This window comes from Streptomyces solicavernae (assembly GCF_029968095.1).
Classification (GTDB): domain Bacteria; phylum Actinomycetota; class Actinomycetes; order Streptomycetales; family Streptomycetaceae; genus Streptomyces; species Streptomyces solicavernae.
Map to the genome: position 1 here is coordinate 41,126 of NZ_JASCIR010000007.1, position 25,179 is coordinate 66,304.

The window sequence follows — 25,179 nt, forward strand, 5'->3', positions numbered from 1 at the left end:
CGGCGATGGAGGAGGCCCGTCCGGCAGGACTTTCGGGAAGGGTGGGTAGGGGGCAGGCACGTCCCCTGGGAGGGGCCGCAATGGGCGAACCGGACTACGGCAGACGGCAGTTGAGGCGGGCGCGGTACGCCGTGGCCGCCGTGTTCTGCGTGCACGGCTCGGTGACGGGTTCGTTCGCGACGCGGGTGCCGTGGATCCAGGAGCACACCGGCGTGAGCGCCGGCCAGCTCGGCCTCGCCCTCGCGTTCCCGGCGATCGGCGCCTCCGTCGCGATGCCGCTCGCGGGCGCGGTCAGCCACCGCTTCGGCGCCCGCTCCGCGCTGCGCGGACTGCTCGCCCTGTGGACGCTCTCCCTGGTCCTGCCCGCCCTCGCCCCGAACCTGCTCACCCTCTGCGCCGCGCTCTTCGTGTACGGGGCGGCCTCCGGGATGTCGGACGTCGCGATGAACGCGCTCGGCGTGGAGGTGGAGAACCGGCTCGGCCGCTCGATCATGTCCTCCTTGCACGGCATGTGGAGCACGGGCGCCCTGATCGGCTCGGCGGCCGGCACGCTCGCCGCGCACCTCGGGGCGGACGCCCGGCTGCACCACGCCCTGGCCGCCGCCGTCCTGACCGTGCTCGGCCTGCTGCTCTGCCAGGGCGTGCTCGACCTGCGCTCCACCCCGGACGAGGAGCCGCCGCCGCGCTTCGCGCTGCCGCCGAAGTCCGCCGTGCTGATCGGGCTCGTCGGGTTCTGCGCGGTGTTCGCGGAGGGCGCGAGCCTGGACTGGTCGGCGGTGTACCTGCGGGACGAGCTGGCGGCCTCGGCCGGGCTCGCGGCCGCCTGCACGACCGCGTTCGCGCTGACGATGGCGGTGGCGAGGATCGCGGGCGACCGGGTGGTCGACCGGTTCGGGGCGGTGCGCACGGTCCGCGTCGGCGGGGTGCTCGCGACCGTCGGCGGCCTCCTGGTGGTGACCTCGGCGCACCCGGCGCAGGCCATGGCGGGTTTCGGCTGCCTGGGGCTCGGCATCGCCGTCGTCGTACCGCTGGCGTTCGCGGCGGCGGGGCGCAGCGGCGACAACCCGAGCCCGGCGATCGCGGGCGTCGCCACCATCACGTACACCTCGGGTCTGATCGCGCCCTCGGCGATCGGCGCGATCGCGGACGCGACGTCGCTTGTGGCGTCGTTCGGCCTGGTGACGGCGCTGGCGCTGGGGCTTGTGGTGTTCGCCGGGGTGTTGCGGGGCAAGGACCGCGCACCGTTGCAGGCACCCGGCACCTCCCCGGCACCCCGGGCCGACCGCAGCGCTTAGCATGGCCCCTGCTCATTTACACATGAACGAAAGTGAACCCCGGCCATGAACCTCGGCGTCCGCTGGAAACTCCACGGCGACGGCCGCACCCCCGCACCGGGCGCCGTGGTCCGCCCCGACGAACGCCTTTCCTGGCCGCGCACGGTCGGGCTCGGGGCGCAGCACGTGGTCGCGATGTTCGGGGCGTCGTTCGTGGCCCCCGTCCTCATGGGCCTCGACCCCAATCTGGCGATCATGATGTCCGGCGTCGCCACGGTCATCTTCCTGCTCGCGACCCGCGGCACCGTCCCGTCGTACCTGGGCTGTTCGCTGTCGTTCGTCGGTGTGGCCGCCGTGGTGCGGGCGCAGGGCGGGTCGAGTGCGACGGTCACGGGGGCCGTGTTCGTGGTCGGCGCGGCCCTGTTCCTCGCGGGCCTCGCGGTGCGGAAGTTCGGGGCGCGGATCATCCACGCCGCGATGCCGCCGATCGTCACGGGCGCCGTGGTGATGCTGATCGGCTTCAACCTGGCCCCGGTCACGGCCACAACGTACTGGCCGCAGGACCAGTGGACCGCGCTGCTCGTGATGCTCTTCACCGGCCTGGCCGTGGTCTGCCTGCGCGGCTTCTGGTCCCGCATCGCGATCTTCCTCGGGCTGATCTTCGGGTACGGGATCTCCTGGCTGTTCGACCGCCTCTTCGGCAAGATCCACTCCCCGGCGGGCGGCGCGGAGGCGGTCGACCACTGGCGGCTCGACCTGTCCGCCGTCGGCGAGGCGGACTGGTTCGGTCTGCCCTCGTTCCACGCGCCGAGCTTCGAGTGGTCGGCGATCCTCGTCGCGCTGCCCGTCGTCGTCGCCCTGATCGCCGAGAACGCCGGGCACGTCAAGGCCGTCGGCGAGATGACCGGCGACGACCTGGACGGCAAGCTCGGCACCGCGATCTCCGCCGACGGCGCGGCCTCCATGCTGTCCACCGCGGTCGGCGGCCCGCCCAACACCACGTACTCCGAGAACATCGGCGTCATGGCCGCGACCCGGGTCTACTCGACGGCGGCCTACTGGGCGGCGGCCGGGTTCGCGCTCCTCTTCGGCCTGTGCCCGAAGTTCGGCGCGGTCGTCGCGGCCATCCCGGGCGGCGTGCTCGGCGGCATCACGGTGATCCTGTACGGAATGATCGGCCTGCTCGGCGCGCAGATCTGGATCAACGCCAAGGTGGACCTGCGCAATCCGCTGAACCTCGTACCGGCGGCCGCGGGCATCATCATCGGCGTCGGCAACGTGTCGATGAAGTTCACCGACACGTTCGAGCTGAGCGGCATCGCCCTGGGCACGATCGTCGTCATCACCGGCTACCACGCGCTGCGCGCCATGGCCCCCGCCCACCTCAAGACGCAGGAGCCACTGCTCGACGAGGGCACGTCGCGGTACGGCACCAAGGACTGAGCGCCGGTCGTTCCCCCGTTTCGGGGACGCTCGCGGCTCGGTCGGCCGTGGTTGCGGCTCGGGCTGTCACGCTGCGTGCATGGCGTTGTCGGGACAGGTCGGGACCGGGACGGTCGAGGCGGAGAAGGTCCGCGCGCGGGAGCGCGTCCCGGGTGGGGACCGGCCACGCTGTGACGGTGTGGCCGAGTTCCACCGGGCGTACCTCACAGTGAGCGTGAAGTCCTGCGGCACCGAGCCCGCGCCTCTGCACACCCGGCTCGCCGAGCGGTACGCGGCCGCCCTGGACTCCGCTCGCCGCGGCCCCCGTCCCCCGGCGGCCTGGCGCCCGCTGTTCCAGTACCGGCACCACCCCGGCGTACGGCCGCTGCAGTTCGCGCTCGCGGGCCTCAACGCGCACATCGGGTACGACCTGGCGCTCGCCGTGGTCGACACCTGCCACGCGCTGGGCTGCGAACCGGCCGCGGTGGAGGGCGAGTTCGACCGCGCCGGGGACCGTCTGGCCGCCCTGGAGGAGCACATCCTGGACGACCTCGCGCCGGGGCCCGACCTGCTGCAGATCGCCGACCCGCTCACGCATCTGCTCGGCTGCTGGAACCTGGAGCGGGCCAGGGACGCGGCCTGGTCGGCGGCGCGCGTGCTGTGGGGCCTGCGTGAACTGCCCGATCTGGCCGAGGAGTTCAGGCAGCGCACGGACTCCGGCGTCGGACTCGTCGGCCACTGCCTGCTGACCCCCTGGCGCTGCCCCCCCTGGCGCTGACCCCTGGCGCTGACCGCAGGCGACGCGTTTAGCTGTACGCGGCACCGGTCGCCGCCGGGCGGCGGCCGACGGATCCGGGACCGTACAGGAGGCGCAGCGGATGGCGACCAGGCTGGGACTCGGCCTTCCCCAGATGAGGCAGTACGACATCGGACGCGACATCCCCGCGGTGGCGCGGGCCGCGGAGGAGATCGGGTACGAGAGCCTGTGGGTCTTCGAGCGGGTGCTGTTCCCTACCCCCGCCACGCAGGGGCTCTACGGCATCGAGGGGCTGCCGTGGCCGGAGCAGTACCGCTCCGTGGCCGACCCCCTCGTCTCCCTCACCCTCGCCGCCGCGGCCACCGAGCGGGTCCGGCTCGGCACCAGCGTCCTGGTCGCGCCGCTGCACATCCCCTTCCAGCTCGCCCGCGCGCTCGCCACGTTGGACGCGGCGAGCGGCGGCCGCGTGGTCGCCGGGCTCGGCACCGGCTGGTCGCACGACGAGTACGCGGCGCAGGGCGTGGCCCCGTTCGAGCGGCGCGGCGCCGTCCTCGACGAGACGCTCGACGTGTGCCGCGCGGTGTGGGGCCCCGACCCGGTCGCGTACGAGGGCGAGTGGACCCGGATCGCACCGGCCGCGGTCGGCCCGAAACCGGCCCGGCCGATCCCCGTCCACCTGCCCGCGAACGGGCCGCGCGCCGCCCGCCGTCTGGTCGAGCGGGCCGACGGCTGGATGCCGGTCGCGCTGGGTGCGCGCCAACTGGCCGAGTCCTGGAAGCAGTTGCAGGACCTGGCCGCCGCACAGGGCCGCGAGCGCCGGATCGCGGCGACGGTGCGCGTGAACGCGATGTACAGCCCCGAGCCGTACGAGGGCGAGCGGCGGCGGCCGTTCCAGGGCAGCGTCGAACAGATCGTCGAGGATCTGGCCGCGCATGTGGAGGCCACCGGGATCGAGGAGTTCTTCCTCGAACTGCAGGGGCAGACGCGGGACGCGCAGGAGCTGACGGACGTCGCGGCGGCGGTGTACGAGGCGGCGCGCGCGGCGGGCGTCTGACGCGTACGGCAGGGGGAGGGCCGGGCCGCCCCTCCCCCTGTCCGGGTGGTCAGTCCTCGGGCAGCTCGACGGGCGCGATCTCGTCGTACACGTCACCCGGGCCGGGGTTGGTCGCGTCCGTCGTACCGCCGAACTGGTGCATGACACCCCACACGGCGTTCAGCGCGGTCTGCACGGCGCCCTCGGCCCAGCCGGCCGTCCAGGAGATGTCGTCTCCGGCGAGGTAGATGCCGCGCTTGTCCTCGGCCAGCTCGTCCTGCATGAAGTGGGTGAACAGGCGCCGCTGGTAGCGGTAGTGGCCGGGCAGGTTGGCCTTGAACGCGCCCATGAAGTACGGCTCGTTCTCCCAGGACACGGTCACCGGGTTGCCGATGATGTGCCGGCGGATGTCGACCTTCGGGTAGATCTCGCCCAGCGACTTCAGCATGACCTCCATCCGCTCGTTCGCGGACAGCGGCAGCCACTTCAGGGAGTCGTCGCACCAGGTGTACGAGAGGCAGATGACGGCGGGCTTGTCCGGGCCCTCGTCGAGGAGGTACGTGCCGCGCGTCATCCGGTCGGTGAGGGTCATCGACATGACGTCGCGCCCGGTCTCCTCGTCCCTGTCCAGCCAGAACGGCCGGTCGACGGGCACGAAGAGCTTGCTCGACTCCATGTAGTGGGTGCGCTCGATGGCCGTCCAGTGGTCGATCGGGAAGAGCGAGTCGTCGCACTCGATCTTGGAGAGCAGCATCCAGGACTGCGCGGTGAAGATCGCCGCGCGGTACGTACGGATGTCGCCGGAGGCATCGGTGACGGTGATGCGGTTGCCCGCGGTGCGGTGCAGCCGGGTCACGGCCGGACGGGGCGCACCCTCGTGCAGGGCGGACAGCGAGGTCCCCTGCGCCCAGTGCACGATCTTCTCCGGCTCGCGCTCCCAGAGCCGCAGCGGGAGCTGCTGGCTGCCGCCGACGATGCCGCGGTGGTGGTCGTCGGCCTCGGTGTAGACGACCCGAAGGATCTCCAGGATCGAGTTCGGGAAGTCCGTGTCCCAGCCACCCGTCCCGAAACCGACCTGCCCGAAGATCTCCCGGTGCCGGAAGGACTTGAACGCCTCGGACTCGCAGAGGAAGCCGTAGAAGGTCTGGTTGTCCAGCTTCTCCACGAGCTTCGACCAGATCTCGCGGATCCGCGGCACATCGCGCTCACGCAGGGCGCGGTTCATGTCGGAGAAGTCGGCGCCCTCCTCCAGGCAGGCGTTCCAGGCGTGCATGACGTCCCGGTAGACCTGCGGCAGGTCGTCCACCGTCTCCGCGTAGTGCGACTCGCCCTTGAGGTCGACGACGGTCGAGGGGGTGTCCGGGGCGAGCGGGTTGGGGAAGGGCCGGGTCGTCAGGCCCACCAGGTCGATGTAGTGCTGCAGCGCCGTGGAGGACGGCGGGAACCGCATGGCGCCCATCTCGGCGGTGAGATCGGTATCCGTGCCCTCGAACCCGACGGTGCGCAGGCGGCCGCCGATCTGGTCGGCCTCGTACACGACGGGCTTGAGGCCCATCTTCATCAGCTCGTACGCGGCGACGATCCCGGAGAGCCCGCCGCCGATCACGGCGACCTCCTGCCCGTGCTCGGTCGCGGGTATCTGCCCGAGCCCGGCCGCGTGGCCGAGGAAGTCGTCGTACGCGAACGGGAAGTCCGGCCCGAACATGGTGATCGGCGGCTGCTGCACGTCGGTGTGCTGGACGGCGTTGGGCACCGTGGACGTCATGGGGTGGGGACTCCTTGCGCGGAACGTGAGGTGGTGCGGGGAAGGGGGAAGGGGGTGAGGTGTTGCGGGGAAGGGGGTGGGGCTCAGCCCTGGGTCAGGGGCGCGTACAGGGCGGGGCGCCGGTCGCGCAGATACGGGTTGCCGGCGCGGGAGGCGGCCAGGAAGGCGGGGTCGACGTCGGCGACGACCAGCTCCTCGCCACGCCCGGCGCGCGCCCTGGCGGTGCCGTCCGGCCCGGCGAGCGTGGACAGCCCGACGAACTCGAACTCACCTTCCTGGCCTGCCCTGTTGACGTACGCGACGTACATCTGGCTCTCGAAGGCCCGCACCGGCACCAGGGACTCGGCGACGAACTGGAAGGGGTGCATCTGCGCGGTCGGCACGAGCAGCAGGTCGGTCCCGGCGAGGGCGTGCGCCCGTACGTTCTCCGGGAACTCGACGTCGTAGCAGATCAGCGCGCCGATCCTGATCCCGCCCAGCTCGGCCTGGACGACGGGGGTGTCGCCGGGCGTGAAGTGCTCCTGCTCGAAGCAGCCGAAGAGGTGGGTCTTGCGGTAGTTGAGCAGGGGCGTGCCGTCCGGGCCGATGGCCTGGGCGGAGTTGAAGACCCGGCCGTGCGCCTGGCCGTCGCGCTCCGGGTAGCCGTAGAACACGGCGAGGCCGTGGCGGGCGGCGATCTTCGCGACCGCCTCGGCGGAGGGGCCGTCGGCGGGTTCGGCGAGACGGGGGACGTCGGCGCCGATCGCGTACCCGGTCAGGTACATCTCGGGAGCGACGAGCAGCCCGGCCCCCGCGTCTGCGGCACGGCCTGCGGCCTCGTCGAGGATGTGCAGATTCTGCGCGACGTCACCGGGCCGTCCGGAACTCTGAAGCAGGGCGGTACGCAGCGGCGACGACGACATGGGCAGACCTCGGCGGTACGGGGGTTGCGGGGACGCAATGACGTTACGGGGGCCGGGGTTGCACGGACAAGGCGCGTCCGTTGCGGGCTGCTGGGGGATCTGTTGCGCGCGGGGGCAGGGCCGCGGCTATTCGTTGCGCGAGGCTTCGTCGCGCCCGACAGGGGCGCGGGGAACTGCGCGAACGGCCACGACGGCGGGTCAGCCGAACGACGGCCCCGAGGCCGACGGCAGGTCTTTCGGAAAGGGTCGGGGAGGGGAGGAGAAAGCCCCCGCCGGGCAACCCGGCGGGGGCTCGGGGCCCCGGGGGCCGTCGTGGACCCGCGAAGATCCGCCGGACAGGCCCTTAAGCGGGCGCCCCCGAGGAAAACCTCCGCATCAGCGGCGAAAGCACCAGCACGGACTTCGTACGCTCCACGAAGTGCTCCCCGGCGATCCGCTCAAGCACCCGCTCGAAGTGCCGCATGTCGGACGCGAAGACCTGGACGAGCGCGTCCGCCTCACCGGTGACGGTGGAGGCGGCCGCGACCTCCGGGTACCGCTCAAGGCCGCGCTTGATCGACTCCGGCGACGTGTTGCGCCGGCAGTAGATCTCGATGAACCCTTCCGTCTCCCAGCCGAGCGCCGCCGGGTCCACCCGGACCGTGAAGCCGGTGATGGCCCCGGTCGCGCGGAGCCGGTCGACGCGGCGTTTCACGGCGGGCGCGGACAGGCCGACGATCTGGCCGATGTCCGCGTAGGAGCGGCGGGCGTCCTCGGCGAGGGCGTGGACGATCCGTTCGTCGAGTTCGTTCAGCACGGCGGGCGGTTCACTTCTCTTGACCTGATTCCTGACCTGATTCCTGACCGGATTCCTTGCTGGGCGCGACGGCCGCCTCGGCCCCCTGCGTCTGAAGGCGGGAGCGGCGCTGGCCGTACCCGAAGTAGATCACGAGGCCGACCGCCATCCAGACGCCGAAGACCGCCCAGGTGATCGCGTCGAGGCTGAGCATCATCCAGACGCAGAACCCGAAGCCCACCAGCGGGAAGAGCGGCGCGAGCGGCACCCGGAAGGTCCGCCGCATCTCCGGACGGGTGCGGCGGAGCACGATCACGGCCACGTTGACCAGGGCGAACGCGAAGAGCGTGCCGATGCTGGTGGCGTTGGCCAGCTCGCCGAGCGGGATGGCCGCGGCGAGCACACCGCAGAACAGCGAGACGATCACGGTGTTCACGCGGGGCGTGCCGGTGCGCGGGCTGACCTTGGAGAACGCCTTGGGCACGAGCCCGTCGCGGGACATCGCGAACAGCACACGGGTCTGGCCGTAGAGCACGGTGAGGACGACGGACGCGATGGCGATGACGGCGCCGGCGGCGAGCACGGTGCCCCAGAAGGCCTGGCCGGTGACGTCCTTCATGATCCCGGCGAGCGCGGCCTCGGAGTCGGTGAAGCCCTCCCAGGGGCGGGCGCCGACGGCGACGGCGGCCACGAGGACGTACAGCGTGGTGACGATGACGAGCGAGAGCATGATCGCGCGCGGCAGGTCCCGCTGGGGGTCCTTGGCCTCCTCACCGGCGGTGGAGGCGGCGTCGAAGCCGATGTACGAGAAGAACAGGGTGGCGCCGGCGGCGCTGACGCCGGCCATGCCGAGCGGCATGAAGTCGGCGTAGTTGCCGGACTTGAAGCCCTGGATGCCGATGGCGCAGAACAGCAGGAGCGCGCCGATCTTCACCACGACCATGATCGTGTTGGCGCGCGCCGACTCCTTGGCGCCGCCGAGCAGGAACACCATGGCGAGCAGGACGACGATCAGCGCGGGCAGGTTGAATATCCCGCCGTCGCCGGGCGGGGCGGAGAGCATGGCCGGGATGGTCCAGCCGATGGTGCCGGCGAGGAGTTCGTTGAGGTACTCGCCCCAGCCGACGGCGACCGCCGCGACGGAGACGCCGTACTCCAGGACCAGGCACCAGCCGCAGACCCAGGCCACGAGCTCGCCCATCGTTGCGTACGCATACGAGTACGAGGACCCGGAGACCGGGATGGTGCCCGCGAGTTCCGCGTACGAGAGGGCGGAGAAGAGGGCCGTGAGTCCGGCGATGACGAAGGAGAGCGTGACGGCGGGTCCGGCCGCGGGGACGGCCTCGCCGAGGACGACGAAGATGCCCGTGCCGAGCGTCGCGCCGATGCTGATCATGGTCAGCTGCCACATGGAGAGCGAGCGCTTGAGCGTGCCGCCCTCGCCCTTGCCGCCCTCCGCGACCAGCAGTTCCACGGGCTTGCGGCGCATCAGCCGGCCGAACTGGCTGGGTCGTTGCGGGTCGAGCTTCGGCGGGGCGGCGCCTTGGTCGAGCACAGAGGGCTCCTTCATCGCTGCGGGGCTGACGGCAGCGACCGCGGCGGCACCCGTCGAGGGGCGACCACCGAGCAGGCGGTCACCGCCAGACGAAGTACAGCGCATGACATTAGGCCGCGCGGCTTCACTTGCGTAATGAAGCAACCTTGCGCATTCAGGCAAGATCCTTGCGTACCCCCGGAAAATACGGGAGTTCGTTGCACATCGGTGTTCGATCACTGAACGAACGTGGCCAATGCCACATCGTGGACGTGATTCCGCCCTGTCCGAAACACGCACGGCCCCGGCCGTCCGGAGACGATCGGGGCCGCGCGCAAGCCGTTCTACGAGGTCACGTACGAGGTCACCTACAGGTCACCTACAGGTCACTGCCAGCTGGCGTGCAGCGGCTTGCCCTCCGCGTATCCGGCGGCGGACTGGATGCCGATGACGGCCTTCTCCTCGAACTCGGCGAGCGAGCCCGCGCCCGCGTACGTGCAGGAGGAGCGGACACCCGCGATGATCGAGTCGATCAGGTCCTCGACGCCGGGGCGGGCCGGGTCGAGGAACATCCGCGAGGTCGAGATGCCCTCCTCGAAGAGCGCCTTGCGGGCCCGGTCGTACGACGACTCGTCGCTGGTGCGGTTGCGCACGGCGCGGGCCGAGGCCATGCCGAAGGACTCCTTGTACTGCCGGCCGTGGGCGTCCTGCTGGAGGTCGCCCGGCGACTCGTACGTACCGGCGAACCAGGAGCCGATCATGACGTTGGACGCGCCGGCGGCGAGCGCCATGGCGACATCGCGCGGGTGCCGGACGCCGCCGTCGGCCCACACGTGCTTGCCGTACTTCTTCGCCTCGGCGGCGCACTCCAGGACGGCGGAGAACTGCGGGCGGCCGACGCCCGTCATCATGCGCGTGGTGCACATGGCGCCGGGGCCCACGCCGACCTTGATGATGTCGGCACCGGCGTCGATCAGGTCCTTGACGCCCTCGGCGGCGACGATGTTGCCCGCGACGATCGGCACCCGCGGGTCGAGCGCGCGCACCTTGCGGATGGCGTCGATCATCGACTCCTGGTGGCCGTGCGCGGTGTCGATGACGAGCGTGTCCACACCGGCGTCGATCAGCTGCTGCGCCTTGCCCGCCACGTCTCCGTTGATGCCGACGGCGGCGGCGACGCGGAGCTTGCCGTGGGCGTCCACGGCCGGAGTGTAGAGCGTGGCGCGCAGGGCGCCCTTGCGGGTGAGGATGCCGACGAGGCGGCCGTCCTCGTCCACGGCGGGGGCGACCTTGCGGTGCCCGGCGTCCAGCTTGTTGAAGGCCTCGCGCGGGTCGATGTCGGCGTCGATGAGCAGCAGCTCCTTCGACATGACCTCGGAGAGCTGGGTGAAGCGGTCCACACCGCTCAGGTCGTGCTCGGTGACGACGCCGACGGGCCGCCGCTCGCCGTCGACGACGACTCCGGCGCCGTGCGCGCGCTTGTGCAGCAGCGACAGGGCGTCGGCGACGGTCTGCGCCGGGGCGAGCGTGATGGGGGTGTCGAGGACGTGGTGCCGGGTCTTGACCCAGGAGATGACCTCGGTGACGACCTCGATGGGGATGTCCTGGGGGATGACGACGAGTCCGCCGCGGCGGGCCACGGTCTCGGCCATGCGCCGCCCGGCGATCGCGGTCATGTTGGCGACGACCAGCGGGATCGTGGTGCCCGTACCGTCCGGGGCGGAGAGGTCCACACCCTGGCGGGAGCCGACGGCGGAGCGGCTCGGCACCATGAACACGTCGTCGTACGTGAGGTCGTACGGCGGCTTGATGTCATTGAGGAAACGCACGTGCAGAACATCCAGTCGTTCGGAGGTGACCCTCGGGCAGGTCAGCCGAGGAAACGCACGTACTTCATTCTCCCATGACCAAGGGTTCCGGCTCTCCGGACAGATCCTCCAGGGCATCGCGGTTCCGGTGGTCGGATCCTCCAACTGGCCCGTCGCCGGGCGTCAGTTCCCGGCCGGTTCCAGGGCGAGCAGCACGCCGACCCGCTCCCCCGCGGCGGCCTCGCCCAGCACTTCCTGCGCGACGGCCCACTCCTCGGGGCGCGCGGCCGCGTACTCCTGCCAGCCGCGGACGACGAGCAGGGTGCCGCGCGGCAGTTCGGTCAGGGAGTCGGCGAGCGCGTCCCAGTTCCGCCCGAACCAGTGCGGCAGGTCCAGGTCGCGGGCGCAGCGCTCCATGAACGCGGCCTTGTCGGCGACGCCGCCGAGCGCGAGGACGACGGCGGGCAGCTCGGCCGTCCGGGCGGCGCCGAGGAGGGCGGCGAGAGGGCCGGGGGTGTGCTCCGTCATCGCAGGACCACCTTCATTCGCTCGCGGGACCGCCGTCATCGCAGGACCGCCTTCATCGCAGGACCGCCTTCATCGCAGGACCGCCTTCATCGCAGGACCGCCTTGAAGCTCTGGTAGTGGTCGTCGGTCCAGCAGGCCTCGCCGTCCTCGCCGGTCACCAGCCGCCGGGCGCCGCGGTCGTCCTCGCCGGCCATGGGCCGATGCTGCCACAGGCGGTGCGGCCCGGCTCGTTCCGAGGGCTTACGTGCCGCAGCCGAACGGCAGCGCCGCAGGGTTGCGGGAAGAGGCAGGCAGGGGATCACATCCAGCCCCTCCGGGGCACCACCCGGCCGAAGGCTGGGGAAGCCTGAGGACAGGCCCGCAGGGCGATGACGGTGCACGATGAGCCCATGCTGCTCGCCGACCTGGCCAGGACCTCACGGGAACTGGCCGCGACCACCGCGCGCTCGAAGAAGCGGGCGCTGCTTGCCGAACTGTTCGCCGCGATGACACCCGACGAGGCCCCGCTGGTCGTCAGCTACCTGTCCGGGCGGCTGCCGCAGCGCAGGATCGGCGTCGGCTGGGCCGCGTTCAAGGAGCCGCCGCCCCCGGCCGCGGCGCCCACGATCGAGGTACGGGACCTGCACGCCGCCTTCGACCGGATCGCCGCCGTCGCCGGCCGGGGCGCGCAGGCCGAGCGCAAGCGCCTGGTGCACGCGCTGCTCGCCGCGGCCACGGAGGACGAACAGCGTTTCCTCTTCGGCCTGTTGGGCGGCGAACTCCGCCAGGGCGCCCTGGACGCGCTCGCCGTGGAGGGCCTGGCCGCGGCGGCCGGGGTGGACCCGGAGGCGGTCCGCCGGGCCGTGATGACGGCGGGCCGTCTCGACGTGGTGGCCCGCTCCCTGGTCGCCGACGGCGCCGCGGCGCTCGACACGTTCCGCCTCGACGTGGGCCGCCCGGTCCTGCCGATGCTCGCGAAGACGGCGCAGGACGTGGACGAGGCCCTGGACCTGCTCGGCCCGTGCGCGGTCGAGGAGAAGCTGGACGGCGTCCGGGTGCAGGTGCACCGCGACGGCGACGAAGTACGGATCTTCACCCGCACCCTGGACGAGATCACCGCCCGGCTGCCCGAAGTCACTGCGTCCGTGAAGGAGTTGGCGTCGTCGCGGGCCGTGCTCGACGGGGAGGTGATCGCGCTGGACGAGGCGGGCCGGCCGCGCTCGTTCCAGGACATCGCGGGGCGCGTCGGCTCCCGGCTCGACGTCGAGGGCGCCCGCGCCTCGCTGCCGCTGTACCCGGTCTTCTTCGACCTGCTCTCCGTGGACGGACGCGATCTGCTCGACCGGCCCGCCCGTGAGCGCCACGCCGAGCTGGCACGGATCACACCGGAGCCGCGCCGGGTGCGCCGCTTCGTGGTCGAGGACCCGGCGGACCCCGAACTCCGCGCGGGCGCAAGGGAGTTCGCCGGGCGGGCGGTCGCGCGCGGGCACGAGGGCGTGGTGGTCAAGGGCCTGGACGCCCCGTACAGCGCGGGCCGCAGGGGCGCCTCCTGGGTGAAGGTGAAGCCGGTGCACACCCTCGACCTGGTGGTCCTCGCGGCGGAGTGGGGCCACGGGCGGCGCACGGGCAAGCTGTCCAACCTGCATCTGGGGGCGCGGCGGGCGGACGGCACGTTCGCGATGCTCGGCAAGACGTTCAAGGGCCTGACCGACGCCGTCCTCGACTGGCAGACCCGCCGCCTCCAGGAGATCGCCGTGTCCCCTCCGGAGGACCGGGTCGTACGGGTGCGTCCCGAGCTGGTCGTGGAGGTGGCGTTCGACGGGGTGCAGCGGTCCTCCCGGTACCCGGAGGGCGTGACGCTGCGCTTCGCCCGGGTGGTGCGCTACCGCGAGGACAAGCGGGCGGCGGAGGCGGACACCGTGGAGACGGTCGTCGGCCTGCTGCGCTGACCGGCTCAGCGGAGGTGCGGGGCGGCCCGCAGCCGGGTAGCGCGTACCCCATGGACTCAGGCTCGCTCCCCATGGACAGCTCACCGGATTCTTCCGGCCACCACACCCAGGAACCCGACCTGCACCTCGCCCCGCAGGCGGTGGGGCTCACCGAGCGCGGGGTGCACGGCGTGGCCCTGACCTGGGTCGACAACGCGGGCCTCACCCGCGCCAAGACCGTGCCCCTCGCCCGGCTCGCGCACGCCGCCGCGCGGGGCGTCGGCATGTCCCCCGTCTTCGACGTGTATCTGGTCGACGACTCCATGACGTCCAGCCGTCACACCGGCGGCCCGGACGGCGACCTGCGGCTCGTGCCCGACCTGGACCGCCTCACCGCCCTTGCGGCCCAGCCGGGCTGGGCCTGGGCGCCGGTCGACCGCTTCGACCAGCGGGGCGGCCGCTACCCGGGCTGCCAGCGCCACTTCGCCCGCCGCATGGCCGACCGGGCCGCCGAGCGCGGGCTGCGGCTGCGGATGGGCTTCGAGACGGAGTGGGTGGTCACCCAGGACGGAGCTCCCGCCGCGACCGGTCCCGGGTACGGGATGACGCGCCTGGTCGAGCTGTCCGCGTACGCCGACGACCTGCTGACCGCCCTCGCCGCGCAGGGCCTCGACGTGCTGCAGCTGCACCCCGAGTACGCGCCGGGCCAGTTCGAGGTGTCCGTGGCGCCGTCCGACCCGGTGGGCGCCGCGGACGAGGCGGTGCTGGTGCGGGAGACGATCCGCGCGATGTCCCTGACGCACGGCCTGACACCCGCGTTCGGCCCGGCCGTCACGCCCCGCGCGGTGGGCAACGGACGGCATCTGCACCTCAGCCTCTGGGAGGGCGAGCGGAACCTGTGCGCGGGCGGGGACGGCCCGTTCGGCATGACGCGGCGCGCGGAGTCCTTCCTCGCCGGCATCCTCACGGCCCTGCCCGAACTCCTCGCCGTCGGCGCCCCCTCCCCCGCGAGCCATCTCCGCCTGGAACCCTCGCGCTGGGCCGGCGCGTTCCACTGCTGGGGCCTGGAGAACCGGGAGGCAGCGCTCCGTTTCATCACCGGCGCCCCGGACGACCCGGCCGCCGCCAACGCCGAGGTCAAGTGCTTCGACCCGGCGGCCAATCCGTACCTGGTGGTCGGCTCGGTGCTGGCCGCAGGCCTGGCCGCCCTGGACTCGGACGCCGCCCTGCCGATGCCGGTCTCCGGTGACCCGGCGGACCAGGGGCAGCCGCGCCTGCCCACGTCCCTCACGCAGTCCCTGGCCCGCTTCGAGGGCTCGACGGTGCTGCGCGAGGCGATGGGCGACGAGCTGTTCGAGGCGTTCGCGGCGGTGCGGGCGGCGGAGGCCGAGCTGTTCGCCGGTCACTCCCCGGAGGAGCTGGTGGCCGAGACGAGGGAGCGCTACTGATGGCTGCGCCCGGGCCCGGCCCGCTGCTCGTCGACCACCACTGTCACGGCGTGCTGCGCTCCCCCGCCGGCCGGGGAGTCTTCGAGTCCCTGCTGACCGAGTCCGACGTCCCCGCCGCGCCGGGCACGACGTTCTTCGACACCCAACTCGGTTTCGCCGTACGGCGGTTGTGCCCGCCGCTGCTCGGGCTTGCGAAGCACTGCTCACCGCGGGACTACCTCGCCCGGCGTCAGGAGCTCGGCGTGCGGGAGGTCGGCGGGCGGCTGTTGCGGGCCGCGGGGATCGGGGAGTTCCTGGTCGACACGGGCCTGCCGGGCGACCTCACGGAACCGGCGGAGCTGGCGGAGCTCGGCGGCGGCACGGCCCGCGAGATCGTCCGCCTGGAGACGCTGGCCGAGCGGGTGGCGGACACCGCCGACGAACCCGAGGCCTTTCTCGCCGCCCTGGACACGGCGATCCGTACGGCGTCGGCCACGGCCGCGGGCTTCAAGTCGATCGCCGCGTACCGGCACGGCCTGCGCCTGGACCCCGCGGAGCCCGCCCGCGAGGAGGCGCTGCGGGCTGCCGCGGCCTGGCTCGACGGGCGCCGCCCCGGCACCCGCCTCGCCGACCCGACGCTGCACCGCCTGCTGATCTGGTCCGCCGCCCGCACCGGGCTGCCGCTCCAGCTGCACACCGGCTTCGGCGACCCCGACCTGCGCCTCCAGGACGCCGACCCGCTGCTCCTGAGCGACCTGCTGCACGCCCTGCGCCCCACCGGCTGCGCGGTCGTCCTGCTGCACGGCTACCCGTACCACCGCTTGGCCGGCTACCTCGCGCACGTCCACCCGCACGTCCACGCGGACGTCGGCCTCTCCCTCACGCACACCGGCACGCGCGCGTCCGCCGTGCTCGCCGAGCTGCTTGAGCTCACCCCGTTCGGCAAGCTGCTGTTCTCGACGGACGCCTACGGCCTGCCCGAGCTGTACGTGGTCGGCGCCCACCTCTTCCGCACGGCCCTCGCCGAGCTGACCTCGGGCTGGGTGGCGGCGGGGGCCTGGTCGCGCCCGGACGCGGACCGGGTGGCGCGGCTGATCGGCGCGGACAACGCCCGGCGCGTGTACGGCTCGCACGGTGCGGGTGCCGTGCGAGCCGGTTGAGCGGTCGTACGGGGCCGCCGGAGCCCTCGTACGTACGGGAACCGGAGCCCTCGTACGTACGGGAAAAGGTTCCTGCTGCCGACCTCGCCCCGGCCTCAGGCGCCGTCGGGGTCGGCCCGGTCCAGGGCGGGGCGCGGGGCCGGGCCCGCCTCCAGGAGCTGGTCGGCGGCCGCGGTGTCGGTGACCAGGCTGGTCACCAGGCCGGAGCGGAGCACCGCGTCGATCGCCGCGGCCTTGCGCTGCCCGCCCGCGATCGCCACGACCTCGGGGATACGGCGCAGCCGGTCGGCCTCGACGGTGATGCAGCGCTCGCCCAGGTCACGCCCGACGCGGCGGCCCTCGGCGTCGAAGAGGTGCGCGGACATCTCGGCGGCGACGCCGAGCGAGGCGTAGTGCGCGCGCTCCTCGTCGCTGAGCATGTCGTGCACCGTCGAGATGCCCGGCTCCCAGGAGCCGATGGACACCGCGGCGACGGTGACCTTGTCGAAGTACTCGAAGGCGCGGGCGATCCCCGTCTGGTTGCGCAGCGCGGCGGCGGTCGCCGAGTCGGGCAGCAGCATCGGCGCGTAGATCGGGTGCGCCTCGCCGCCGGAGACCTGCGCGGCCCGCCGGACGGCCTCGACGCTGCCTCGCTCGGCGGTGCCGGCGTCGTACACACCGGTCAGCTGCACGACGGTGCACGGCGGCAGCTGGTGGAGCGCGGCCGCCATGTGGATGGTGGACCTGCCCCAGGCGAGGCCGAGCACATCGCCCTCGGTGACCAGCTCGCCGAGCAGGTCGGCGGCGACCTCGCCGAGGTTCTCCGGGTCGGGCGACTCCTCGACGGCCTGCGCCGGGGACTCCACGACGACCGCGTGGCGCAGGCCGTACCGGGCCCGCAGCCGGTCGGAGCGCTCGGCGTCCAACTCGGCGGGTACGCGGATCTCGATCCGTACGAGATCCCGCTCAAGGGCGGTCTCCAGGACCCTCGCGACCTTGAAGCGGCTGACGCCGAACTCCTCCGCGATCTGGATCTTGGACTTGCCCTCAAGGTAGAAGCGGCGGGCCATGGCCGCCGCCTGCACCAGCTCAGCGGGTCCCATCCGCAGGGCCGGCCTCCCCGCTGACATGCCAGTCACGGCGCTCTCCTCACTGCTGTTCACCAGCTCTGCCGCGTGCGGTCCCGTCGGTCACGGGCCGCCGCACTCGGACTTCTGCTCACATGCTGTCGTTCCACACGGCTGCGTTCGACACGGCTACGTGCTGCACTGCTGTGTTGCTCTGCGTTGCTGTGTTGCTCTGCATTGCTGCGTTGCTCTGCGTTGCTGTGTTGCTCTGCGTTGCTGCGTTCACAAGTTCACTCATCGGCTTCCGCTCATCCTTGCAGATGCGGCGACACTTGATCAGTCCCGCGGGTTCCCGTTCATCTGCCGGTGGCACACAGGTCGCCGAGTCGGTCACTCGTGGTGGGTCGGTGGCGGTCGGTGGCGGTCGGTGGTGGGTCAGGGGTCAGGGGTCGGTCAGTGGGCGCAGGCCCAGGCCGCGGACGCGGTCACGTCCTCCGCCCTGGCCCGCAGGGCACGCACGGCGGCGGCCGGGTCGTCCTTGCCGTAGACGGCGGAGCCGGCCACGAACACGTCGGCGCCCGCCTCCGCGCACCGCTCGATCGTCGACTCCGCGACGCCGCCGTCGACCTGCAGCCACAGTTCGAGGCCGTGCTTGGAGATCAGCTCACGGGTACGACGGATCTTCGGCAGCATGATGTCGAGGAAGGCCTGGCCGCCGAAGCCGGGCTCCACGGTCATGATCAGCAGCATGTCGAGCTCGGGCAGCAGATCCTCGTACGGCTCGATCGGCGTCGCCGGCTTCAGGGCCATGGAGGCGCGGGCGCCCTTGGCCCGGATCTCCCGCGCCAGCCGCACGGGCGCGGCGGCGGCCTCGGCGTGGAAGGTCACCGACCCGGCCCCGGCCTCCACGTACTGCGGGGCCCACCGGTCCGGGTCCTCGATCATCAGGTGGCAGTCCAGCGGCGTGCTCGCGGCCTTGCTCAGGGACTCCACGATGGGAACACCCAGCGTCAGATTCGGCACGAAGTGGTTGTCCATCACGTCGACGTGGAGCCAGTCGGCGCCGCGGACGGCCTCGGCCTCGTCGGCGAGACGCGCGAAATCGGCGGACAGGATGCTGGGATTGATCTGAACTGCCATGCCCCAAGCCTGCCATGCCCAGCGCGGATTGCTGTCGGTGTACCGCTCACGTACCCGCCTCGGGGCACCGGCGCGGGCTCCGGGCAGCCTCGCTTGTAGGCTCGGCGGTCCCCCTGTTCGTGAGGTGAGTTGACTGATGCTGTTCGAATTCCTGCTGGTTGCGGTGGTAGCCCTGCTGATTCTCGTGGCGGGAGGTGTGGTCCTGGCCGTCGTCCTCGGCAAGCGCAAGAGGCAGCAGCCGTACGCAGCCCCCGGCCAGGCCGCCCCGTATCCCCCCCAAGGGCAGGCGCCGTACCCGGCGCAGGGGCAGGCTCCATACCAGGCGCAGGGGCAGGCTCCGTACCCGGCGCAGCCCGGCCAGGCTCCCGGTCCGCACCCGCCGCAGGCCCCGAACCCGTACCCGCCCCAGGCCCCGAACCCGCCCCAGGCCCCGAACCCTTACGGTCAACAGCCGCCACAGCCGGGCCAGTAGACCCGGGCAAGGCGTTCAGGAAGCGTCCCTCAAGCCGTACGCCGCAGCAGCGCCAGGTACATCGCGTCCGTGCCGTGCAGGTGCGGCCAGAGCTGGATGTCGGGGCCGTCACCGAGGGCCGGTACGCCGGGCAACAGCGGGCGGGCGTCGATGAGTTCGGCGCCGCCCTGCCGCTTCAGGACGTCGTCGACCACGGCGCGGGTCTCCGCCAGGTGCGGCGAGCAGGTCGCGTAGCCGACGACACCGCCGATGCGTACCGCCTTCAACGCCTCCTGGAGCAGGGCGCGTTGGAGCGGGGCGAAGCCGTCCAGGTCCTCGGGGCGGCGGCGCCAGCGGGCCTCCGGGCGGCGGCGGAGCGCGCCGAGTCCGGTGCAGGGCACGTCCATGAGCACGCGGTCGAAGGAACCGGGCAGCCACGGCGGCCGGGTGCCGTCGGCGGCCATCACCTGGTACGGGCCGGGGTTGCCCGCAAGCGCCCGCTCGACCAGCTTCGCCCGGTGCGGCTGCTTCTCTGAGGCGAGCAGCGTCGCGCCCCGCTGGGAGGCCAGCCCCGCCAGCATCGCGGCCTTGCCGCCGGGTCCGGCGCAGCCGTCCAGCCAGCGCTCATCGGCGCCTTCGAGGGGCGCGTTGGCGAGCGCGAGCGCCACCAGCTGGCTGCCCTCGTCCTGCACACCGGCCCGCCCCTCCCGCACCGGGTCGAGCGCACCGGGCTCCCCGCCCTCGGTGAGCCGCACCGCGTACGGCGACCAGCGGCCGGGCAGCGCGGACTCCTCGCCGAGCCCGTCGAGCAGTTCGTCGGCGCCGATCCGGCCGGGCCGCGCGACCAGCGTGACCTCGGGCCGCTCGTTGTCGGCGTCGAGCAGGTCCTCGATCCCGGCGCGGCCGCCGCCCAGCGAGTCCCACAGTGCGGAGACGACCCAGCGCGGGTGCGAGTGCACAACCGCCAGGTGGTCCTCGGGGTCCTCGTCGTAGGGCGGCGCGACTCGCTCAAGCCAGCCGTCCAGGTCGTCGGCGGCGATCTTCCGCAGGACGGCGTTCACGAACTTCGCCCGCCCGTCGCCGAGCACGACCCGGGCCAGCTCGACGCTCGCGGACACGGCGGCGTGGGTGGGGATCCGGGTGCCGAGCAGCTGGTGCGCGCCCAGGCTCAGGACGTCCAGAACGGGCGGGTCGACCTCGCGCAGCGGCCGGTCGACGCAGGCCGCGATGATCGCGTCGTACGTGCCCTGGCGGCGCAGCGTCCCGTACACCAGCTCGGTCGCGAGTGCCGCGTCCCGCCCGTCGAAGTTCTCCGGCCCTTCCTTCTCCCGCGCCTTGCGCAGCAGCGGCGGCAGCACGAGATTCGCGTAGGCATCCCGCTCGTCCACCGCCCGCAGCGCCTCGAAGGCGAGGATCCGCACGGGGTCCTTCTGGGGACGCCGGTACGGCTTGGCGGGCTTGCGGGGACGACGACGGTGCTGCTCGTTCACGAAAAGGTGCTCCGGATCCTGGAATGGGTGCGGTTCCAGCGTAAGTGACGCGCTCGGATCACCCCGGGGCACCTGTACGAGGTCAGCGCATCAGCCCGTCCGGCGTCTGAGGACGAGGCCGCAGGCCGACGAATCAGCCCGTCCGGCGCTTGAGGACGAGGCCGCAGGCCGACGAATCAGCCCATCCGGCGCTTGAGGACGAGGCCGCAGGCCGATTCGACGCCGGCCCACTCGACTCCGACGTCAGGAAGAGGTGCAGGGACCTGCGGGGCAATCCCCGCGGCGAGCCCCGTACGACGGTGCGGATCCGTGGCCCGCGACCTACTCCCCCAGCCCCTCGCCGGAGGCGATCCGTACACCGCGAGCCCAGTCCGCCGCCCGCATCGGCTTCTTCCCCTGCGGCTGGACCCACAGCAGCTCGACGGCGTGCGAACCCGTACCCACGTACACATGGTGCTTGCCCGCGTCCAGCGCGCCCGGCCCCAGATCCGTACGGTCCGCGGCGGGCTGCACCGACACCAGCTTCAGGCGCTCCCCGCGGAACGTCGTCCACGCACCCGGCGCGGGCGTGCAGCCGCGCACCACCCGGTCGACCCGCATCGCGGGCGCGGACCAGTCGATCTCCGCGTCCTCGACCGTGATCTTCGGCGCGAGGGTGATCCCGTCGGCGGGCTGCGGCACGGCCTTGAGGGTGCCGTCCTCGATGCCGTCCATGGTCGCCGCGAGCAGCCCCGCCCCCGCGAACGCGAGCCGAGTCAGCAGGTCGCCGCTGGTGTCGGTGGCCCGTACCTGCTCGGTGACCGTGCCGTAGACCGGACCGGCGTCGAGCCCCTCCTCGATCAGGAAGGTGGAAGCACCGGTGATCTCGTCCCCCGCGAGCACCGAGTGCTGCACGGGCGCCGCGCCCCGCCAGGCGGGCAGCAGCGAGAAGTGCAGGTTGACCCAGCCCTGCGCGGGCACGTCGAGCGCGACCCGCGGCAGCAGCGCCCCGTACGCGACGACCGGGCAGCAGTCGGGGCCGATCTCCCGCAGCCGCGCGAGGAAGTCCTCGTCGCGCGGCTTGCGCGGCTTCAGCACCTCGATCCCGGCCTCCTCGGCGCGCTGCGCGACCGGGCTGGCGATCAGCCGCCGCCCGCGCCCTGCAGGCGCATCGGGGCGGGTGACGACCGCGGCGACCTCGTGCCGGCCGGAGGCGATCAGGGCGTCCAGGGCGGGAACGGCGACCTCGGGGGTGCCTGCGAAGACCAGCTTCATCGGTGGGCGACTGCCTCTCGGGCGGGGTACATGACGAGCGCACCAGTCTATGGGCTGCTCAAGTCCTGCCGCCCGGCGGCGACCTGGGACCTCGCGCGAAGCGGCTCCCGGCGAGGACTCAGGGGACTCAGGGGACTTAGGGAACTCAGGGGACTCAGGGGACTCAGGGGCGTACGCCCGGCCGCGCGCCCCGCGCATATGCGCATACGCCCCCACACCGTGACCACATCGACGGGTGGCGCGTTGGTCAAGAAAGAGTTGACCACTTCGCGTCGATCACCCGGGCCGCACATGCGGCCCGATCCTTTTCAACGCCGGTTCGAGAGGCTTGTTCATGGCCGACCACGCAACCCACGACGCCCAGGCACGGGCCAGCCTGCACCTGCTGGTGCGGGACATCGAGCGGGTCCGCAGGCAGGTGGACGCGCTGCGCACCCTCACCGCCCAGCTGGGGAACGTCTACCGTCCGCGCCGGTCCGGACCCTCCACGGGCTTTGTCGTGTACGGGCGGGCGCCCGCGCCCACCGTCCGTCTCGCCCAGGAACTGCGGGACAGCGTCGAGACCCTGGTCACGGCGGCCGTGGACTTCGACCGTTCCCTCGGCTTCTCCTGGGACGCGGTGGGTTCGGCGCTCGGCGTCACCAAGCAGGCGGTGCACCGCAGGTACGGCGCGCGGCGCGCCACCGCCCAGGCCGCGGCCGAGGCGGAGCGCGCGACGGACCCGGCGTCCCCAGCGGCCTCGGCGTCCGGCCGTACGGTGACGGCGCCGCCGTCGGGCCCGCTGCCGCAGGTGCCCGCGGCCCGTTCGATGCCGACGCAGCCGACCGCCGGGAGCCCGAGCCTGCGCGACCGCGACGAGGCCCGGCCGGGAGCGTTCCCCGGCCCGCGCAACGGCTGACGCCACGGCCGAAGCGACGCCGAAAGGCCGTACAACCGCTGACGCCACGGCCGAAGCGACGCCGAAAGGCCGTACAACCGCTGACGCCACGGCCGCCTCCGCGCGAGCCCCCGTGCAGCAGTCACGCCGACGCTGCTGCAAGGGGCTCGCGCCCCCTCCGTGCCCCCGCCGCCCTGCACGCGGCGGGGGCATCTGCCTGCGTCAGCCGTACGAGCCGACAGCGACGCGCAGCCGTGCGCCCCTCACCCGATGTCCGGCGGATCCACCCGGATCCACACCGTCTCCCCCTCCCCGCGCCCCGACTTCGCGAGCCGGGCCGCCTGGGCCGACTTGAGGGCGGCGGCGAGAGCCGCGCCGGATCCGGGCGGTACGCGGATCAGGGCCCGCTCCCACTGCTCGCCGGGCGGCGGACCACCGGGACGCCGGGGTCGGCCCGCGTCCGTCACGGGCAGCGGCACCGGCCCCAACACCTCGGCGTCCGGCGGGAGTTGAGCCGTTCGCAGGAACTCCTCGACCGCCCCGAACCGCCCCGACACCGCAGCCATCCGCGACACCGGCGGAAAGCCCAACTCGGCCCGCTCGGCCAGCTCGCGCACCGCGTGCCCGGTCGGGTCCCAGCGCACCAGGGCCTGCACGGGCCGCAGCGTCGGCTCGGCCACCACGACGACCGTGCCGCCCGCCGCCTGCGGCCGTACGAGCGCGGACGCGCCGACCCAGCGCCGCAGCGCCTCCTCGCCCGCACGCAGGTCGGGCCGGCCGAGCATGGCCCAGCCGTCGAGCAGCAGCGCCGCCGCGTAACCGCCTTCGGCGACCGGTTCGGCGCCCGGCGTCGACACGACGAGCGCGGGTGCGGCGGGCACGGTGTCGAGCACCTGGTCCCGCCCCGAGGTACGCACCGGCACCGCGGGGAAGGCCCGCCCCAGCTCCTCGGCCGTGCGCCGCGCGCCCACGATCTGCGCGCGCAGCCGGAAGCCGCCGCAGGCCGCGCAGTGCCAGTCGTTCTCGTCCCGGCCGCACCAGCCGCAGTGCAGCGGCCCGGCGTCCCGCGCCTCAAGCGGCCCCGCACAGTGCCGGCAGCGGGCCGGTTCGCGGCAGCGCTCACAGGCGAGCCGCGGTACGTACCCCCGTCTCGGCACCTGTACGAGCACCGGCCCGTGCTTGAGCCCTTCCCGCACGGCCTGCCAGGCGAGCGTGGGCAGGCGGGCGGCGCGCGCGGCCTCGTCCCGCGCCAGGTCCCCGTCCCCGACCGTACGCACCAGGGGCGCCGTGGTCCGTACCTGCTCGCGGTCCGCGGCGAGCGGCAGCGCCCAGCCGCTCTCGACCAGCTGGGCGGCCTCGACCGTGCAGCTCCAACTGCCGAGCAGGAAGCCGCACTTCTCGTGGGCGGCGCGCAGCAGCAGGACGTCCCGGGTGTGCGGCTGCGGGGCGTGCTGCTCGCTGTGGCTGCCGTCCCCGTCGTCCCAGATGGCGACCAGGCCCAGGTCCTGCACGGGCGCGAACATGGCGGCCCGGGTGCCGACGACGGCCCGCACGGACCCGCGCCGCACGGCCAGCCACTCTCGGTACCGCTTCTGAGGCCCGGCGTCGGCGGTCAGCAGGGCATGCCGTCCGGCGCCGAGCAGGGCGGTGAGGGCGGCGTCGACGCGGGCGGCGACCCGCCCGTCGGGCACGACGACCAGGGCGCCGCGCCCGGACGACAGGGTGGCGGCGACGGCACGGGCCAGCTCCTCGGCCCACTCGGGCCCGGGCAGCGCGTTCCACACGGCACGGGGCGCGTCGCCGTCGGCCAGCGCGCTCAGGAAGGCGGGCCCTGTCCCGTACCGCACCCAGCTGCCCGGCTCCGGGCGGGGCGGCGGCGGCAGCGGCTCCGGCGAGGGCTTCTGCTCGGCCTTGCCGTTGCGCGGCGGGATGGCCAGCTGCAGGACGTCGGCGAGGCTGCCCGCGTACCGATCGGCCACCGCCCGTGCGAGGCCGAGCAGCTCGGGGCTCAGCACCCGCTCGGGAGACACCACTTGGGCGAGCGCGGCGAGCGGCCCGCCGTAGTCCGACCCGGCAAGCCGCTCGACGATGAACCCGCTGATCAGCCCGCCGCCCTCACGCCTGCCCCCGTGCACACTCCCCCGCCCGGCCCCGAACCGCACCCGCACCCGCACGCCCGGCTGCGCGTCCGCGTCCAGCTCCTCGGGCACGGCGTAGTCGAAGTACCGGTCGAGGTGCAGCACGCCCTTGTCCACCAGGACCCGCGCGACCGGCAGCTCCCCGGCGAGCGCGGCTCCCCGCCACGTCCGCGGCTTGGCCCGCGGCACCTTGGCCTTGCGCACACTCTCCCGAATGAGCGCAAGCTGCTCAGGCACCGCGTCCCCCGCGCCACCCTGCCCCGACGACTCATCCTGGCTGCTCACAGCCAAAGTCCTATCAGAACCCACTGACACCCGAACCGCCCGAGTTCTCCACGGCGACGGGATGTGACCCGCGAGAGGCACGAGAGAACGAGAAGCACTGGAGAACGAGAGGCACGGGAGAACGAGAGGCACGGGAGAACGAGAGGCACGGGAGAACACCGAGGCCCGGCTCCCCCGCAGGGGAACCGGGCCTCACAGGAGCAACC

Annotated in this window: 20 protein-coding genes and 1 pseudogene; 9 read left to right on the forward strand and 12 right to left on the reverse strand. The window is 73.1% G+C overall.

The annotated features are described in order from the left end of the window. The first annotated feature begins 80 nt into the window (after nt 1-80). The 4 genes from QIS99_RS10900 (at nt 81) to QIS99_RS10915 (ending at nt 4,507) form a co-directional block, all read left to right on the forward strand. The gene (locus QIS99_RS10900) at nt 81-1,295 is read left to right on the forward strand and encodes an MFS transporter (protein ID WP_282512866.1); all 1,215 of its coding nucleotides are present in this window, start codon (nt 81-83) and stop codon (nt 1,293-1,295) included. A gap of 45 nt (nt 1,296-1,340) precedes the next feature. Then, nucleotides 1,341-2,717: a uracil-xanthine permease family protein gene (locus tag QIS99_RS10905; RefSeq protein ID WP_282512868.1), complete on the forward strand. Its 1,377-nt coding sequence runs from the start codon at nt 1,341-1,343 to the stop codon at nt 2,715-2,717. 79 nt (nt 2,718-2,796) lie between these two features. Further along, entirely contained in the window at nt 2,797-3,474 is a 678-nt protein-coding gene (locus QIS99_RS10910) for a DUF5995 family protein (protein WP_282512871.1), read from the forward strand. A gap of 100 nt (nt 3,475-3,574) precedes the next feature. Continuing rightward, nucleotides 3,575-4,507 (forward strand): LLM class F420-dependent oxidoreductase, encoded by a 933-nt coding sequence (locus QIS99_RS10915; protein WP_282512873.1) that lies wholly within the window; start codon nt 3,575-3,577, stop codon nt 4,505-4,507. 49 nt (nt 4,508-4,556) lie between these two features. Here the strand turns inward: QIS99_RS10915 and QIS99_RS10920 are convergent, their stop codons facing one another. From QIS99_RS10920 to QIS99_RS10950, 7 genes and pseudogenes are all read right to left on the reverse strand, one after another. Continuing rightward, the gene (locus tag QIS99_RS10920; protein ID WP_282512876.1) at nt 4,557-6,251 is read right to left on the reverse strand and encodes a flavin monoamine oxidase family protein; all 1,695 of its coding nucleotides are present in this window, start codon (nt 6,249-6,251) and stop codon (nt 4,557-4,559) included. 83 nt (nt 6,252-6,334) lie between these two features. Next, nucleotides 6,335-7,153, reverse strand: a complete 819-nt coding sequence (locus QIS99_RS10925; protein ID WP_282512878.1) for a carbon-nitrogen hydrolase family protein — start codon at nt 7,151-7,153, stop codon at nt 6,335-6,337. Between the two features lie 343 nt (nt 7,154-7,496). Then, nucleotides 7,497-7,949 (reverse strand): Lrp/AsnC family transcriptional regulator, encoded by a 453-nt coding sequence (locus QIS99_RS10930; protein WP_282512880.1) that lies wholly within the window; start codon nt 7,947-7,949, stop codon nt 7,497-7,499. A 10-nt stretch (nt 7,950-7,959) separates the two neighbouring features. After that, a complete protein-coding gene (locus tag QIS99_RS10935) occupies nt 7,960-9,483 on the reverse strand; it encodes an amino acid permease (protein ID WP_282512882.1) in 1,524 nt (507 codons plus the stop codon). A gap of 365 nt (nt 9,484-9,848) precedes the next feature. After that, complete coding sequence (locus QIS99_RS10940) at nt 9,849-11,297, reverse strand: GuaB1 family IMP dehydrogenase-related protein (RefSeq protein WP_408909531.1); 1,449 nt, start codon at nt 11,295-11,297, stop codon at nt 9,849-9,851. A gap of 156 nt (nt 11,298-11,453) precedes the next feature. Beyond that, entirely contained in the window at nt 11,454-11,798 is a 345-nt protein-coding gene (locus QIS99_RS10945; protein ID WP_282512884.1) for a barstar family protein, read from the reverse strand. An 86-nt stretch (nt 11,799-11,884) separates the two neighbouring features. Further along, nucleotides 11,885-11,995: pseudogene (locus QIS99_RS10950) on the reverse strand (ribonuclease domain-containing protein); the annotation flags it as partial. Between the two features lie 192 nt (nt 11,996-12,187). Here QIS99_RS10950 and QIS99_RS10955 point away from each other — a divergent pair. The 3 genes from QIS99_RS10955 to QIS99_RS10965 all read left to right on the forward strand — a co-directional run bounded on the left by QIS99_RS10955 (nt 12,188) and on the right by QIS99_RS10965 (nt 16,292). Further along, on the forward strand, nt 12,188-13,726 hold the full coding sequence (locus QIS99_RS10955; RefSeq protein WP_282513179.1) for an ATP-dependent DNA ligase: 1,539 nt from the start codon (nt 12,188-12,190) through the stop codon (nt 13,724-13,726). A gap of 71 nt (nt 13,727-13,797) precedes the next feature. Next, a complete protein-coding gene (locus QIS99_RS10960) occupies nt 13,798-15,153 on the forward strand; it encodes a type I glutamate--ammonia ligase (RefSeq protein ID WP_282512886.1) in 1,356 nt (451 codons plus the stop codon). Next, nucleotides 15,153-16,292, forward strand: coding sequence for an amidohydrolase family protein (locus tag QIS99_RS10965; RefSeq protein ID WP_282512888.1), 1,140 nt, complete (start codon nt 15,153-15,155; stop codon nt 16,290-16,292). Before QIS99_RS10960 ends, QIS99_RS10965 begins: the two co-directional genes overlap by 1 nt. A gap of 95 nt (nt 16,293-16,387) precedes the next feature. On the opposite strand, the gene QIS99_RS10970 is transcribed toward QIS99_RS10965, so the two are convergent. Both QIS99_RS10970 and rpe read right to left on the reverse strand, forming a co-directional pair. Continuing rightward, nucleotides 16,388-17,434, reverse strand: coding sequence for a sugar-binding transcriptional regulator (locus QIS99_RS10970; RefSeq protein ID WP_282512890.1), 1,047 nt, complete (start codon nt 17,432-17,434; stop codon nt 16,388-16,390). Nucleotides 17,435-17,791: 357 nt separating this feature from the next. Continuing rightward, nucleotides 17,792-18,478 (reverse strand): ribulose-phosphate 3-epimerase, encoded by a 687-nt coding sequence (gene rpe, locus QIS99_RS10975; protein WP_282512892.1) that lies wholly within the window; start codon nt 18,476-18,478, stop codon nt 17,792-17,794. Between the two features lie 136 nt (nt 18,479-18,614). On the opposite strand from rpe, the gene QIS99_RS10980 reads away from it, so the two are divergent. Further along, entirely contained in the window at nt 18,615-18,950 is a 336-nt protein-coding gene (locus QIS99_RS10980; protein WP_282512894.1) for a hypothetical protein, read from the forward strand. A 29-nt stretch (nt 18,951-18,979) separates the two neighbouring features. On the opposite strand, the gene QIS99_RS10985 is transcribed toward QIS99_RS10980, so the two are convergent. Then, complete coding sequence (locus tag QIS99_RS10985; RefSeq protein WP_282512896.1) at nt 18,980-20,419, reverse strand: RsmB/NOP family class I SAM-dependent RNA methyltransferase; 1,440 nt, start codon at nt 20,417-20,419, stop codon at nt 18,980-18,982. A gap of 321 nt (nt 20,420-20,740) precedes the next feature. Beyond that, nucleotides 20,741-21,673: a methionyl-tRNA formyltransferase gene (gene fmt, locus QIS99_RS10990; RefSeq protein WP_282512898.1), complete on the reverse strand. Its 933-nt coding sequence runs from the start codon at nt 21,671-21,673 to the stop codon at nt 20,741-20,743. A 334-nt stretch (nt 21,674-22,007) separates the two neighbouring features. Between fmt and QIS99_RS10995 the strand changes: the two genes are divergently transcribed. Continuing rightward, entirely contained in the window at nt 22,008-22,571 is a 564-nt protein-coding gene (locus QIS99_RS10995) for a hypothetical protein (RefSeq protein ID WP_282512900.1), read from the forward strand. A gap of 242 nt (nt 22,572-22,813) precedes the next feature. On the opposite strand, the gene QIS99_RS11000 is transcribed toward QIS99_RS10995, so the two are convergent. Next, nucleotides 22,814-24,973 (reverse strand): primosomal protein N', encoded by a 2,160-nt coding sequence (locus QIS99_RS11000; protein ID WP_282512901.1) that lies wholly within the window; start codon nt 24,971-24,973, stop codon nt 22,814-22,816. Nucleotides 24,974-25,179: the final 206 nt, after the last annotated feature.